The 13,809-nt window shown below is 69.5% G+C and carries 10 protein-coding genes; 4 read left to right on the plus strand and 6 right to left on the minus strand.

Features of this window, described 5'->3' with window-relative positions; all coding sequences use genetic code 11:
* Positions 1-17: 17 nt before the first annotated feature.
* From NQZ70_RS12170 to NQZ70_RS12180, 3 genes are all read right to left on the minus strand, one after another.
* Positions 18-1,112 carry a hypothetical protein gene (locus NQZ70_RS12170; protein ID WP_129574368.1) on the minus strand — a complete coding sequence of 365 codons (1,095 nt, stop codon included), beginning with the start codon at positions 1,110-1,112 and terminating at the stop codon, positions 18-20.
* A 53-nt stretch (positions 1,113-1,165) separates the two neighbouring features.
* Entirely contained in the window at positions 1,166-2,419 is a 1,254-nt protein-coding gene (locus NQZ70_RS12175; RefSeq protein WP_129574369.1) for a hypothetical protein, read from the minus strand.
* Positions 2,420-2,576: 157 nt separating this feature from the next.
* Complete coding sequence (locus tag NQZ70_RS12180; protein WP_129574370.1) at positions 2,577-3,698, minus strand: DUF4419 domain-containing protein; 1,122 nt, start codon at positions 3,696-3,698, stop codon at positions 2,577-2,579.
* Between the two features lie 526 nt (positions 3,699-4,224).
* On the opposite strand from NQZ70_RS12180, the gene NQZ70_RS12185 reads away from it, so the two are divergent.
* Positions 4,225-4,971 carry a Bax inhibitor-1/YccA family protein gene (locus NQZ70_RS12185; RefSeq protein WP_129574371.1) on the plus strand — a complete coding sequence of 249 codons (747 nt, stop codon included), beginning with the start codon at positions 4,225-4,227 and terminating at the stop codon, positions 4,969-4,971.
* A gap of 150 nt (positions 4,972-5,121) precedes the next feature.
* Positions 5,122-5,520 carry a cupredoxin domain-containing protein gene (locus NQZ70_RS12190; RefSeq protein ID WP_129574372.1) on the plus strand — a complete coding sequence of 133 codons (399 nt, stop codon included), beginning with the start codon at positions 5,122-5,124 and terminating at the stop codon, positions 5,518-5,520.
* Between the two features lie 43 nt (positions 5,521-5,563).
* Here the strand turns inward: NQZ70_RS12190 and NQZ70_RS12195 are convergent, their stop codons facing one another.
* A complete protein-coding gene (locus NQZ70_RS12195; RefSeq protein WP_129574373.1) occupies positions 5,564-6,067 on the minus strand; it encodes a hypothetical protein in 504 nt (167 codons plus the stop codon).
* 464 nt (positions 6,068-6,531) lie between these two features.
* Between NQZ70_RS12195 and rplC the strand changes: the two genes are divergently transcribed.
* Together rplC and NQZ70_RS12205 are read left to right on the plus strand one after the other, a co-directional pair.
* On the plus strand, positions 6,532-7,233 hold the full coding sequence (gene rplC, locus NQZ70_RS12200) for a 50S ribosomal protein L3 (RefSeq protein ID WP_129574374.1): 702 nt from the start codon (positions 6,532-6,534) through the stop codon (positions 7,231-7,233).
* Positions 7,234-7,310: 77 nt separating this feature from the next.
* A complete protein-coding gene (locus NQZ70_RS12205; RefSeq protein WP_129574375.1) occupies positions 7,311-7,928 on the plus strand; it encodes an RlmE family RNA methyltransferase in 618 nt (205 codons plus the stop codon).
* A 59-nt stretch (positions 7,929-7,987) separates the two neighbouring features.
* Here the strand turns inward: NQZ70_RS12205 and NQZ70_RS12210 are convergent, their stop codons facing one another.
* Positions 7,988-8,920: a type II toxin-antitoxin system HipA family toxin gene (locus tag NQZ70_RS12210; RefSeq protein WP_129574376.1), complete on the minus strand. Its 933-nt coding sequence runs from the start codon at positions 8,918-8,920 to the stop codon at positions 7,988-7,990.
* Between the two features lie 4 nt (positions 8,921-8,924).
* Positions 8,925-13,439: a HipA N-terminal domain-containing protein gene (locus NQZ70_RS12215; protein ID WP_129574377.1), complete on the minus strand. Its 4,515-nt coding sequence runs from the start codon at positions 13,437-13,439 to the stop codon at positions 8,925-8,927.
* Positions 13,440-13,809: the final 370 nt, after the last annotated feature.

The following is a 13,809-nucleotide window of genomic DNA, read 5'->3' on the forward strand; positions in this document are numbered from 1 at the left end:
TTCGCCGCGCTTCTGCGTCACACTAGGAGGTGGACCGCCGCGATGTTCGTGCGGACGGGCGCGGCCTTGCTCCGGTCCAGGGAGATCTTCTCGCGCGAGGGCCCCATCGAGAGCGAGGGGCCGACGCTGGCCTCGAGGGTCGCGGTCACGCTGACGGACGCCTCCAGGCCGACCGTCGCGTCGACCGTCGCCCCGACCGAGAGGGTCGCCTCCCCGCCGAGCGTCGCCTCGACCATCGCCCCGAGGACGACCTCGTTCACCACGCCGAGGTTGATCGTCGTCTCGATCCCGTCGACGACGGTCTTGCTGTTGCCCTGCGTGTAGGAGTCGGAGTCTCCATACATCTTGTCCTCGGTGTCGGCGCGGGTCTCCGAGATGATCTTGTCGGCGGTGGTCTTGTTCTTGATGGTCCCGGCCTCGGTGGTGTCCGAGATGGTCTCTTCGACGGTGGTGGTGGACGAGATCGACCCGGCCTTCATGGTCTCTTTCGACGGCCCCTCGACGGTCGTCTCGTCGGTCATCGTCGTGACGTGGGTCTTCGACGCCATCGCCTCCGCCCAGGTCTCCTCGTGGATCGAGGGCACCGGCAGCTTCGCCGAGCCGGTATAGGACGAGATGCTCTTCGCCCACGTCCTGGAGACGATCGTGGGGTTCTCGGTCATCTCCGACGGGTAGTCCTCGATCGGCGTCGGCGTGTTCGGGTCGCCGGTGCGGCTCACCAGCTTGCCGCCGTAATGGTACTCGTACGAGTCGCCGTGGTAGGTCGAGTGCACCTCGCCCTTGACGGTCGTCTCGCGGATCCGCCGCTGGCCGCGGGGGCCCTTCACGAACTCGATATCGCTCCGCCCCTGGAAGGTGATGCCGCCCTGCTTGATGCGCCCGTCCTCTACCTCCGAGCTGGCCTTGAACTCCCTTCGACCGAGGACCGTCATCGAGTAGGTGCCCCCGATGATCTCGATCTTGTCGCCCCGGGTGGTCGTGATCCGGTTGCCGTCGGTCTCGTCCCGCCACGTGTAATCGTCTTCGGGCGTCGCGCCGATGCGCAGGTACGACGACATCCCCTCGCTGAAGTCGGGGACGTGGAGGATCGCGTATTTGCCATCGCCGGCCATGGGAGCTCCGTATCCGGTGGGCGCGTCGAGCGTGGCGCTCGCCGCCCGCGCCCTCAGAAGAAGAGGTTGAACGCCGAGAGGACCGTGTGCTTGAGCGCGACCTCGGTCTTGCTGGTGTGGAGCTCCACGCCGGCCGTCCCCAGCTCGAGCTTGGGGCCGACGGAGAAGTCGACGCTCGCGGTCATGCTGAGCTCCACCTTGGCGCCGACGGTCACGTCGAGGGAGCCCCCGGCCGTGAACGTCACCTCGCCGCCGAGCGTCGTCTCGACCATCGCCCCGAGGACGACCTCGTTCACGACGCCGAGGTTGATCGTCGTCTCGATCCCGTCGACCACGGTCTTGCTGTTGCCCTGCGTGTACGAGTCCGCGTCTCCGTACATCTCGTCCTTCGTGTCGGCGCGCGTCTCCGAGATGATCTTGTCCGCGGTGGTCTTGTTCCGGATCGTCTTCGCCGTGGTCGTGTCCTCCATGGTCCCGTCGACCGTGGTGGAGGACGTGATCGACTCGGCCTTCATCGTGGACACCGACGCTTCCTTGACGGTCGTCTCGTCGGTCATGGACTTGGCGTTCGTCTTCGAGACCATCACCTCCGCCCAGGTCTCGTTCGTGATCGTGGGGACCGGCAGCTTCTCCGAGCCGGTGTAGGACGAGATGCTCTTCGCCCACGTCTCATCGATGATCGTCGGGTTCTCCGTGGGGATCGACTGGGGGTCGGGCGGGTTCGTGTCGTCGATGTAGTCGTCGGTGACCTGCAGCGTGGGGAACGTGTCGGTGCCCGTCTGGCTCTGCTTGATCTTGCCGTAATAATAGTCGTAGACGTCTCCGTGGTAGGTGGTGCGCACCTCGCCCTTGACGGTCGTCTCGACGACCTTCCACGTGCCGCCGTAGTTCTGCACCCACTCGATGGTGGTGCCGCCGCCGAAGGTCTCGCTGACCTCGGTGAGGTGTCCGCCCGAGATGTCCCAGCCGGCCTGGTGCTCGCCGCGGCCGAGGATGAGCAGGCGGTAATTGCCCCCGATCACCTCGACCTTGTCGCCACCGGTCGTCGAGATCCGGTTGCCGTCCGAGTGATCGCGCCAGCCGCCCTTCGTGTGCAGCTTCGCCGTCTCGGCCTGGCGCTCGCCCTCGGGCACGAAGCCGGGCGAGCCGTCGCGCTTGCGCGTGTCGTCGGTGAAGGTCTGAATCCGCTCCGCGAGGTCGTCGCCCGCGCTCTCGCCGAGCGGCGCGGCGGCCCCGAGGCGCAGGTACGACGGTTGCCCGCCGTTCAGATCGGGGACTTCGAGAAGAGCGAACTTGCCTCCGGGCACTGGAGCCTCCGTGTCGAGCGTGAGGAACGACGCATGGCGTCGCCCCGTGGCGGGCTCCCTATCCTAGGTCACGGTGAGCCGGCCGTCCATGCAGAACCGCCCGCCGCGTCCCCGCCTCGGGCCCCTCGCGGTGCGCTGCCGTGCGCGGGCGCGCGGCTCAGGAGGCCTCGGCGGGGCGCGCTGCGGTCGACTCGGCTGCTTGGTGCACCACGGCCCACACGAACTCGGGGATGAGCGCCAACGAGTGCGGGTCCTGCGTGACGCCGATCAGGCCGCTGACGAACTCCATGGGGTGCGGCCGGCGGCTCCGGTCGACGAAGCGCAGCTGGGCGCTCGTCAGGCCGGGCGGTATCTCGGCGAGCCCGGGCCCTTGCGGGTTGCCGAGCCCCCCGAGCGCGTCGCTGCGGGACTCCGCCGTCAGCCATCGCTCGTGCCAGCTCTCGATATAAGGGTTCGGGGCGAAGTAGTCGTTGGGCCAGGCGCGCAGGTAAGGAAACAGCACGTGGATCCACCCCGTGAGCTCGTCCGCCGGGTTCTCGTAGCGGAAGAAAGCGCGCCAGAACGACCTGTCGGCGCGCCCCTCCGACGAGGCGGCGATCTGGTCGAGCACGGGCAGGAGGGCGCGCGTCCAGCGCTCCTGTCCGACGGCGCCGAGCATCGCCACGCGCTGGCGCACCCAGCGCCAGTCGTCGGAGGTGCCGAGCAGGTACACGCGCGGGATGCCGCGCTGCGGGTACACGAGATCGCCCGGGAACGGCGGCTCCCAGTCGAAATGCGGCGCGAGCGGGGTCGCCACCGTGAGCTCCGACGACACCCGCTCGACAGGACCCGTGGTGGAGAAGTTGGCTGTCACGAGATCCCGCAGCGTCCCGACCCGCTCTGAAACCTGCCTGGAGAAATCCGGAAACGATGCGGGCCACGGGTTCACCTGGCCGAGGGCGAAGTCCGCCCGCTCGACGACGAGCTCGAAATCGCGGTCTTCGGCGAGGAAGCGGCGCCGCTGCTCGTCGCTCGTGGCGAGGTGGAGCGTGAAGCCGCGCGCCAGGCAGAACCAGACCACGTCGGGCGAGATCACGAGGGGATATCGCTGGGTGAAGGCGGTATAGGCCGCCTGGACGAGCGGGTGCAGGTCGGTGCGCCCCACGAGCGGCAGCCGGTGCCTGTACGACGCCTCGATCGGCGCGACCAGCAGGCTTTGCACGGCGGCCTCGCTGTCGAACCCCGGCAAGGGCGCCGTCGCTGGCTCGACCTCCGCGACGGCGATCGTCGTAACGTTCATGACCCCTCGTCCTCCTGGCCGGCGCGACGCCGTCGTGATCTGGCGCTCTTCCTTCCGTACACGAGCGTGCCGCGCGCGACAACCTGCCGGCGAGTGCGCACCACGCCGGCCTCGCGGCATGAAACCGCCGCCATCGCGGGATGAAACGGAGCGATCACGGAGGCTCGCGGCGCGACGGCGGCTCGCCTCCGCGGTCAGGACGAGCGCACCGGCCGGGGCGCGCCGCGGACGTGGGCCGCCCCGGGCCGGCGGCGCGCCGCCGACGACCGCCGCGTGGAGCGTGGAGCGTGGCGCGTGGCGCGTGGCCGCGACGACCCGCCGGGTGGCCGCGGCGCGCGGGCGATGCCGTGAGCATGTGATTTTTCGTGGATGACGGATGCTTGTGGGCGTAATTTGGGTGTAGATCGAGCGCGGATGCCGGACATCGGCGGGCCTCGCCGCAGCGGTGTTGCACGTCCGTGGCGAATGGTGCACGACTAGACGCTCGCGCAGCCGCGGCGATCGGCTTGAAGGAGGAGCGCAGCAGATGAGTTCACGCCAGGCGGGTTCGTACGTGGCGGGGGCACCGGCCAACGCGAAGGCGGGGCTGCGGATCGACTTTCTGAAGAAGGTCTATGGGCTCTTCACGGCGAGCCTGGTCGTGTCCTCCCTGGGCGCCATGTGCGCGCTGTACATCGGGGCGCCGGACGCGGAGGAGGCGGCCGCGGGGGGCGCGATGCCGCCGCTGGTGGAGCTCTTCGCGAGCCACCCGATCGTCTCGATGCTCATCGTGTTCGGCGTGATGTTCGGCGCCCGCGCGGTGCGCCGCATCCCCGGCGTCAACGTCCTCGCGCTCTTCGGGATGGCGGCGATCCTCGGCGTCACCACGGCGCCCGCGCTCTACATGGCCCAGGTGGCGGCGGGCCTCGGCGGCACCCTGTCGTCGGCCCCGGTGCGGGACACGTTCATCCTGACGGTCCTCACGTTCGGCAGCCTCACGCTCGGTGTCCTCCTCTCGAAGGAGGACCTGTCGTTCCTGGCCAGCTCGCTCGTGATGGGCGCCATGGTCGTCCTCGGCGCCATGCTGCTCAACGCCCTGCTCGGGAGCACGCTCCTCGGGCTCGCGATCGCGAGCGTGTCGGTGCTCGTGTTCGGGGGATACGTCCTCTACAACACGTCGCGCCTTCTCCACTCGGACGAGCAGGATCCCGTGGGCGGCGCGCTCGACCTCTACCTCAACTTCATCAACCTCTTCTCGTCCATTCTGCAGATCCTCTCGGGCCGCCACGTCTGACGGCCGCCCTCGCGGCGCGCGCGCCCGCGCGCGATCCTACGCTCCGCCGTCCTGCGTTCCGCCGTCCCGTGACCGCGTGCGCGCCCGGGGCGGACGCCCGTGGGAGCGCGGCTTGACGTTCCCTGGGCGCCGGGTAAGAACGCGCGGACCATGGGTCGCCCGCTCTTCGCCGCCGCGCTCGCCCTCCTCCTGTCGTCGCCGCTCGCCGGCGTCGCTTGCAGCAAGCCCGCCGAGGAGACGAAGGCGGTGGCGGCCGCCGAGCTCGCCGCGCCGGCGGGCGTGAAGCGCATCGACATCGCCGTCACCGACAGCGGCTTCTCCCCGTCGACGATCGAGCTCAAGAAGGGAGAGCCGGTGGTGCTGCGCTTCACGCGGACGACGAAGAGCGAGTGTCTGAAGGCGATCGCGATTCCCGATCTCAAGGTCGAGAAGGACCTGCCGCTGAACACGCCGGTCGAGGTGGCCATCACCCCGGAGAAGGAAGGGAAGATGGTGCTTCAGTGCTGGATGGCGATGGTCAAGGCGACCATCAACGTGGTCGGCTCGTGACGCGGCCGCGCCCTCGTCCGGGGCGCGGCGCCGTGCGGACCCGTCAGAGGATGAGCCAGAGCTCGGCGTCGTAGCGCCTCGCGCCGCCGGCGTCCCGCGCCGCGCGGCGCGTCCCCGAGGCGGGCGCCTCGGCGCGGCCCGGCTCGGCGGGGGAGCCGGCCTCGCGCGCCGCCGGCGCGGCGGCGTGGGCCAGGTCGACGCCCGCGGCGGCGCACCGGGCCACGGCGAAGCGGAGCATCTCGCGCACGTCGCTCGCGGCGAGCATGCCGCTCGTCCGGTAGCGCGCGAACGCGGCCGCGCGCTCGACGCACGCGGCGCAGGGCGCCGACTCCGACCTGAACCTGAAGAGCAGCGTCCCCTCGGGCCACCCGAGCGCCGTCGCCTCGATGCTCACCACGACGAACTCGCCGTCACGGACCACCTGCGTGCCGGCCACCCCCGCGCCGCCCTCGCCGGCGCCGGGAGCCCCGCCCCTCAGCAGGAACCAGTAACGATCCATGAGGCGCTCGACGCCGCGCGGCTCACCGTGAGCGATGATGTCTGTCATCCATGACCTCCGAACGCAGAATTTGAGGCCTGCGCCCCGGAGCGGCGACGCCGAGGATGGACAGGAAATGTCCGGGGAGACGGACAATGTCCGGGCGGCCTCGGCTGCGGCCGCGCGCCGCGCTGCTCGTCGCGCTGCTCGTCGCGCTGACCGCGCGGCGCCCTGCGGCGGCGCCCTGCGGCGGCACCTTCGCGGACGGCGCGCCGCGCTCGTGCGCGGCCGCCACGCCCTCGGGCGGCTCAAAAAGTGAAGTTTCTCACGTTTGAAGCGGAAACTTTCGCTTCCCTTTGGGTTTGCCGTGAGTAAGCTCTGCGCCCCCCAACGCACCCGGCGGGCGACCGCCCCGGTTCTTCGCTCCGAACCGGCTCGCGACCGAGGCGTGCCGAGGGGATCGCGCTCGCGGCGTGCCGCGCGCGCGGAGGCAGTCCGAGCCACCCCAGACGGAGCGAGAAGGCAACCGCATCATGAATCAGCATCCCGGCATCATCGGCAAGAAGATCGGCATGACGCAGATCTTCAGCGAGACGGGCGAGGTCCTGCGCTGCACGGTCGTGCAGGCGGGCTGCGTCGTCGTCGGCAAGCGCACGCTCGAGAAGGACGGCTACAGCGCGCTCGTCCTCGGCCTCGGCGAGCGGGCGGAGCGGCACACGACGAAGCCGCTCGCGGGCGCGTTCAAGAAGGCGGGGCAGACGCCGAAGCGCGTCGTGCGCGAGCTGCGCTGCTCCCCCGAGCACGCGGCGAAGTTCGAGGTCGGGCAGACGCTCAAGGTCGACGAGATCTTCGAGGTCGGCCAGCGCGTGGACGCGCAGGGTCGCTCGCGCGGCCGCGGCTTCAGCGGCGTCATCCGGCGGTGGAGCTTCGCCGGCGCGGTGAACTCGCACGGCACCCACGAGTACTTCCGCCACGGCGGCTCGATCGGTACGAACATGACCCCCGGCCGCACGCTGCCCGGCCTGAAGATGCCCGGCCACTACGGCGACGAGACGGTGAGCGCGCTCAACCTGAAGATCGCGAAGCTCCTCCCCGAGGACAACCTCATCCTCATCGAGGGCCCGGTCCCCGGCCCGAAGAACCAGGTGGTCACGATCCGTGGCGCCGTGAAGAAGCGCGGCGGCAAGGGGCTCCCCGTGCCGGCGCAGCAGCCGACCAAGAAGAAGGGCGGCTGATCCCCGCCCGCTGGTGAGAGCGCGCGCGCCGCTGAGGGGGCGCGCGCGCCCCGCCGGCGGCGCCCTCCGGTCGCACCGTGCCGCAGAAGCCCAAGAACCCGTACAAGCGCCCGGACGCCTTCACGAAGGCGGCGAAGGCGCAGGGCTACCCTGCGCGCAGCGTCTTCAAGCTCGAGGAGATCGATCGCCGGGTGCGGCTGCTCCGCCCTGGCCAGCGCGTGCTCGACCTGGGCGCGGCGCCCGGCTCGTGGTCGATGTACGCGGCGCAGCGGATCGGCGCGGCGGGGAAGCTGCTCGCGGTGGATCTGTCGCCGATCTCGGCGGCGTTCGGCCCGCAGGCGACGGTGGTGCAGGGGGACGCGCTGTCGCTGACGAACGAGGCGCTCGCGCAGTTCGCGCCGTACGACGTGGTGCTGTCGGACATGGCGCCCGCGACGAGCGGCAGCAAGATCGCCGACCAGGCGCGGAGCTACGAGCTGTTCATGCGCGCCGTGGCCGTGGCCGAGGCGCTGCTCGCGCCGGGCGGCGCGTTCGTCGGGAAGATCTTCATGAGCGAGGATTTCGTGAAGGCCCGCGACGCGCTGCGGAACCTGTGCGAGGAGGTCCGGAGCATCCGGCCCGAGGGGACGCGGGCGAACAGCGTGGAGATCTTCCTGGTGGGGCTGCGAAGGAAGGCGGCGGGGAAGGCGGGGTAGGGGCGAAGAGCGGGCGCGAGCGGGAGCTGCCGCGCTGGTCGGATCGACGGGCGGCGGCGTTACTCGAGCGCGCGGCTCCGCTTCTTGAGCAAGCGGGCGTAGCTCTTCCGCAGCTCCTCGGGCATGGGCGAGCGTCGCAGCACGGCCAGCGCTTCGCTCGTGCGGTCGAGCATCGCGTCGAGGATCGTTGCCGCTTCGGTGCGCGGCAGGCGTGCGTGCTGCTCGGCGAAGTCGAGCCAGTGGTGACGGCGCAGATCTCGGTTGCGGATGCCGAGGGGCAGCGCGAGGGTCGTGTCGCCGTAGACCCAGGTGCAGATCATGTCGTAGGCGGGGGCCAGGCGGTAGATGCCGTCCTCGCCGCGCAGGAGCGAGAGGTTCTTCAGGTGCAGGTCGCCGTTGCCGATCCAGTAGGCGACGAGCAGGTGGTGGAAGAGGCGGCGCAGCTCGAGCTCCGGCTCGCCGCAGTACCGCGCGACGAGCGTCGCGCACTCGGCCGCGGTTCCCTGGCCGCGCTCGTGAGCCGGCCGGCCAGCGAGCTGGCAGAAGTCTTCCTGGTGGAGCTTTGATCGCCTCTTGCGCGCGGTGCGATCGTAGCGCTGGATGACGTAGGCGAGGCTCCCGTCCGCGAGGTAGAAGAGGCCGAGCCGCGGCACCTGCATGCCGGCGAGGGCGGCGATGCGCATGCTGGCGTGCTCGTTCTCGGGCACGTGGGAGTACCTCTCGAGCTGCGGCTTGAGGATGTAGCGGCTGCTCTTCGTGGCGACCTCGAGGCAGGTCTTGTCCTTCGAGAGCCGCATCAGCGCCTTGCGCTGCATGCCGGAGATCGACATCTTGCCGATCTCGGGCTCGATCCGGGCTGGCAGGTGGAGGAGATCCAGATCGATGCGAGGGGCGTCCTCGACGCCGAAGAGCTGGCGCAGGCAGGCGCGGTGGTAGACTCCTCCGGAGTCGTCGGGCGGGCTCTCGCCCAGGCAGATCAGGCACGCGCCCATGCGGCTACGCCGCCACCGAGAGCTTCTCGGGAACGATCTCCACCGCGCCGGCACAGTCGGCGCAGGTGGCGAGCATCAGGCCGAAGGCGTCGGTGCGATCGAGGCCGAGCTTGCGGCAGGTCTGATCGAGGAGCCAGCCTTCGGGGAGGAGGTTCTCGAAGAACGGGTGAAGGCCGCGGCTCTCGTAGGGCTCGGGGCGGAGAGGGAGTGTCGAGGAGAGGGGGATGGCGTCGGGACGGGCGAGATAGGCGCGGTCGTAGGTGAAGCGGCTGCCGCCGGGAGTCTCCTCAATGATGCCGGTGCGGGTGCCGTCGAGCGAGACGACGCCGCGGCGGGGGCGGCCGACCTCGAGGACGGCGCGGTAGAGGCGCAGATCCTCCAGGGCGGCGGAGGCCGCATTGCGGACCTTGGCGCTCCTGGAGCGCGCGGCGAGGCGGGCGATGTGCGCCTCATCGCGGAGCGCCTTCGCGGCGAGGAGGCGGATGGAGCCGCGCCTGGCGGATCGGGACAGATGAGCGAGGACAGGGCGCCACGCCGGCTCCGGGAGGCCCTTGTCACGAAGATACCCGGCGGCGCGAACACGGACAGCCTCGTCGTTCGCAGCGTCAGCGAGCTGGCGAAGTTGACGAAGGGCCTCGGTTCGATCTCCGTCGTCGAGAGAGGCCAGCCCTCGACACACCGTCAGCTGGAGATCCTCGAGGATTCCGCCCTCGATGAGACGCCAGAGCCCAGCACGTGCCTCCGGCAGACGGCTCCTCGCGTGCTCGAGCAGAGTAAGGAGCGCTAGCCGTGCATAGTGGTCTGTCCCCTCGTGCACGAGCAGAACCAGCGCGTCGACACCGAATCGGCGTCCCTGCGGGACGTCGAGCAAGACTTCCGCTGCGAACCGGCGGATCGGGGCGAAGAACGAGCTCGAGCACGCGATTTCGCGCAGCGCGTCCACGCCACGAGGGTCGTTTCGGACGGCCATCCAGTGCGCGATGAGCACCCTCGCGTCGAGCCTCTTGACCTTGGTGATGTTGTCCAGCGCACGCGATAAGGCCCGCTGGGCCGCAACGTGCTCGCGGTCCAGCGTCTCTAGCGTGGCAACGTCAACGTCGCTGAACAGTGATCCGTCTCCCTCGTTGAATAGAGCTTTCATCCAGATCGAGAGGGCCTCCTCATCATGCCAATGCAAAGCGATTTCCTTGGCGACCCTTTCCCTCACGTAAACGCTATCCACGTACAGTAGAGAACGCACTTGCTCGCGGAGGGCCGGCTCTTGCGCAGCCTCCAGCAAGCGCAGGAAAACCTCGCGGCTGAAGGTTTGCTCATACCCGGAGCGGAGGACGTCGACCAGGGTGCTCACCGCGTCGCCTTGCCACTCGGGGACACGTAGCAGTGCGATCGCCGCAGAGCAGCGCCAGCGCGGATCCTCGTGGTCACGCATGGCCGCAGCGACGGGCCTCGACGCCGAGGCCATGCCGCTTTTGAGGAGCGCGATCCACGCCTCGCTCCTTGCCGGCTCGCTGAGCCTTTCTACGGCGTCGTGCAGCGATACGGCCTCGGCCGCTGTCCACTCTCCCAGGCGCCCTGCCTCCATGATTTCATCGGTGAGGCGAAGCTCGTCAGGCTGACTGAAGACGAGCTCTGCTAACCGGGTGACGCGTTCTTGCTTCATACTAACCGCAAAGGCGCATTTGTTTAGTATAAGGATTTTGTCGTTGTCGTGTTCTCGCGATGTTGCATCGACGGCAGCGGCGACGATGCGCGCGGCGTCCGGCCATTCCTGTCCGCGCAGCCGGAGCGCCGAAGATAGCATGTCCATGAGGAACCAGTTTTCAGAGTGATATCCAATAATGCAGTCCGTGAGCTTGCGCGCGAAGGAGCGCACAGGCTCCTGATCGAGCACCCGGATCTCGGCCACGCATCGGATCGCGAACGACACGAAGTCGAACATTTGATAGTCTTCGAAGGGATCCACATCCTCGAGCACGGACTGAAGCAGCTCGACCACCTGCTGCGGGCGCTCCTCCTCGACCATCCCGCAGATGAGGGTCAGCGTCTCCTCCCACGCCTGGTCCTGCCAGCTCTTCTTGAAGACCGCCTTGATCTCGTCTAGGCCCCAGTCGTGGGTACGGAACCGCGCATGGATCTCCGCCGCGGCGAGATACTCCAGGAACGTCTTGTGCACGAACCCGAAGGTCTGCCCGCCGATCAAGGCGAGGATGTAGTTCCTCTCCCGCAATTGCTGGATGAGCTGCTCGGCCGTCGTCTGCGCCTCCTCGGCCCTGAGCCCGTACTCCTCGGCGCAGAAGGACGCCGCGAAGGCGCTCAGGTCCTGTTGTCGGACGGCGTTGCCGCTGCCGCCCGTGAGCTCGGTCATCATGAGGAAGGCGAGCTTCCGCAGGAACCGCTTCTTGCTGGGCAGGTCGAACTGGACCGCGCCGGCCGTGGCCAGGTGCTTGTTCGCTTCCCACTGCTCTGCCATGAGGTCCACGGCGCGCTCGTAGAGCCGGTGCCGCTGCCGGGGCAGCTCCGCGCCGCGGTTGAGCAGCGCGATGAGCGTGAGCAGCAGAGGGTTACTGCACAGCTCGCGCACGGGTCTGCTCTCCTTGAGCGTCTGGCGAAGGCGCTCCAGCCGCCGTGCCGCGGCCTCTGGTGCGCCGGGGAAGGCGAGGCAGTGCCAGCGCTCCAGGAAGGCGTTGATCTGCCGGTCATCGAATTCCTGCAGCGTGTAGGTCGTGAGCCCGGCTTGCTGGAAGAGCGGCTGTACCGGGCGAGCGCCGACGATCCGGCTCGTCACGACCCCACGCCCCGCGTAGCGGTCGTGCGCGCCCACGATCATGGCGGCGTAGTCCCGCCGGGCGTGCGGGTCCGCCACCTCGTCGAGCCCGTCGAACAGCCAGAGGAGCCGTCCCGCCTCGGCGAGGCGGCGCAACGGCTCTCCGCGGAGCGAGAGGTTGCGCTCCCGGTGGACCTCGTCAAGATAATCGAAAAAGTCGCACGAGCGGCCCGCCTGCCGGCACGAGCGATAATGAAGATCGAAGCGGCGGAGCTCGATGCGCACGGGCACGAGGTCGGCGGGCAGGTCGCCGAGCGACTCGCCTGGCGCAGAGAGCTTGAGGACGAGCCATCGGGTGAGCGCGCTCTTGCCTGCCCCTGGCGCGCCCAGGATCAGGACCCAGGGCTCCCCCGGCGAGGTCACGATCTGATCGATTGGCCGCGGTGGACCGGTGAGGGCGATGCGAGATATCGCATTCTGTTCGCGAGCCCGCCGCGGGATACCGGCGAGGCGCTCTTCTTCCCCCAAGTCACCGCCGAGATCGCGCGGCAGGTCCAGCTGAGGCGGCTCACGGCGCGCGGTCTGGGGCAGAAACACGTGGAGCAGATCGAGCCCCGCCGGGATATCCGCGTCCTCGCCCATGGTCGCCAGGTCGAACAGCGCCTCCCGCCGGTATGCATTCGCCCAGTGGCGGCGGTACGCATCGACCACCTGGGCGAGATCGGCGAGCGGCGGCGCAACGGCTTCAGCACTACCCGAGAACGTCCCCTCGACCCGCTCAAACCCAACTCGCTTCTCGAGCCGCCACGCGCGCCCCTCGGGGTCGGCTCTCAGGCACCCGAGCCACCGCTTCTGGTCGGGCACGTAGGCCCGCGTGCCATACGCCAGCCGATCAGGGTACACCTGCACGAGCTGGTACTGGTTCGGCACCTCCGGCGGCCGCTCCGGCACCTTCACGCCCGCGCTCCCGATGCCCAGGACCGGCACGTTGTTGTCGAGCCACCCGAGCTGCTCCTCGTGAAGGTGCCCGTGCACCACGAGGCTCAGGTACGGCTGGAGCATCCCCCTCAGGTCCTTTGCATCCTGCCTGGCCGCGTCGCTCTCCCCCGGGTGGAGCGGATCGTGATGGATCGCGGCGATCCTGAGGAACCCCTGCTCCTTGTAGGGCCGCAGCTTCCCCGCGAAGAACCGGAGCTGCTGCTCGCCGACGAACCCATAGTGGTCCTCGGGCCGATGGCTCTCGGCGATCACCGAGTTCAGCCCGGCGACCACGACCCGGAGGTCAGGGTACTCGAACAGGCTCCACGGCTCCGCCTCGGTGAACTGGATTCCCGTCTGCCCCTCGTAGAAGCGGGCGAAGAACTCCGCGTAGGGCCGCAGCTTCGGCCAGTAGGGGAGCGACGGACGCTCCTCGTTACCCTCTCGCTCAGCGAAGTACGCCTGGCAGAGCTTCCAGTTGACGTCGTGGTTTCCGGGGACGACCACCACCCGGCGCGGCGGGAGCTCCGTCACCTCGGTGAGGCCGTGCGCGAAGGAGAGGAGCTGATCGAACTGCGACTTCATCCCGTATTCGGTGAGATCGCCGGTCAGCACGACGAGGTCCGGACGGATGCCCTCCTCCTCGCGCAGCCGATCGAGGTCATCCCGGAGACGGTGGAGGAGGCTGCCGGGGGAGCTCGGCCCTTCGAACCGATGATGCGGTCCGAACTGCATGTCGGACAGGTGAAGCAGGGTGATGGGCTTCTGCTTGACCACGCTGGGGTCACCTCCAGCGCACGACGGTACCACAGGACCGCTCGTCTACTGCTCGGCCCGCACCACCGGTCCTGCGGGGGCGAGCGCCGGGCCGACTGCGCGCGCCGCAGCCGGCCGGCTCTCCCGTCACGGGCGCCTCGACAACCTCGCGCGCAGGAGGCACGCTCGCGTGGGAGCAGCGCCCTCTGGCCTGCTCAGAGCAGCATCGCGTCCGTGCAGCGCGGAGGCGAAGGAACGCAGGAGGGCGCCGGGGCGGCGCAGGAGGCCCGCCAGGGCCGCGCAGGAGCCCGTCGGCGGCGGCGCAGGAGTCCGCCGGAGACGGCACAGGAGGGCGCCGGGCCTGCGCAGGAGCAGCGCGGACGCGGCGCAG

The organism is Sorangium sp. So ce836, assembly GCF_028553905.1.
Taxonomy (GTDB): Bacteria; Myxococcota_A; Polyangia; order Polyangiales; family Polyangiaceae; genus Sorangium; species Sorangium cellulosum_D.

What these genes read in the sequence shown, in the direction of transcription:
- NQZ70_RS12170 (WP_129574368.1), bottom strand. Translation starts at nt 1,112, where the DNA reads ATGGCCGGCGATGGCAAATACGCGATCCTCCACGTCCCCGACTTCAGC.
- NQZ70_RS12180 (WP_129574370.1), bottom strand. Translation starts at nt 3,698, where the DNA reads ATGAACGTTACGACGATCGCCGTCGCGGAGGTCGAGCCAGCGACGGCG.
- NQZ70_RS12185 (WP_129574371.1), top strand. Translation starts at nt 4,225, where the DNA reads ATGAGTTCACGCCAGGCGGGTTCGTACGTGGCGGGGGCACCGGCCAAC.
- NQZ70_RS12190 (WP_129574372.1), top strand. Translation starts at nt 5,122, where the DNA reads ATGGGTCGCCCGCTCTTCGCCGCCGCGCTCGCCCTCCTCCTGTCGTCG.
- NQZ70_RS12195 (WP_129574373.1), bottom strand. Translation starts at nt 6,067, where the DNA reads ATGACAGACATCATCGCTCACGGTGAGCCGCGCGGCGTCGAGCGCCTC.
- rplC (WP_129574374.1), top strand. Translation starts at nt 6,532, where the DNA reads ATGAATCAGCATCCCGGCATCATCGGCAAGAAGATCGGCATGACGCAG.
- NQZ70_RS12210 (WP_129574376.1), bottom strand. Translation starts at nt 8,920, where the DNA reads ATGGGCGCGTGCCTGATCTGCCTGGGCGAGAGCCCGCCCGACGACTCC.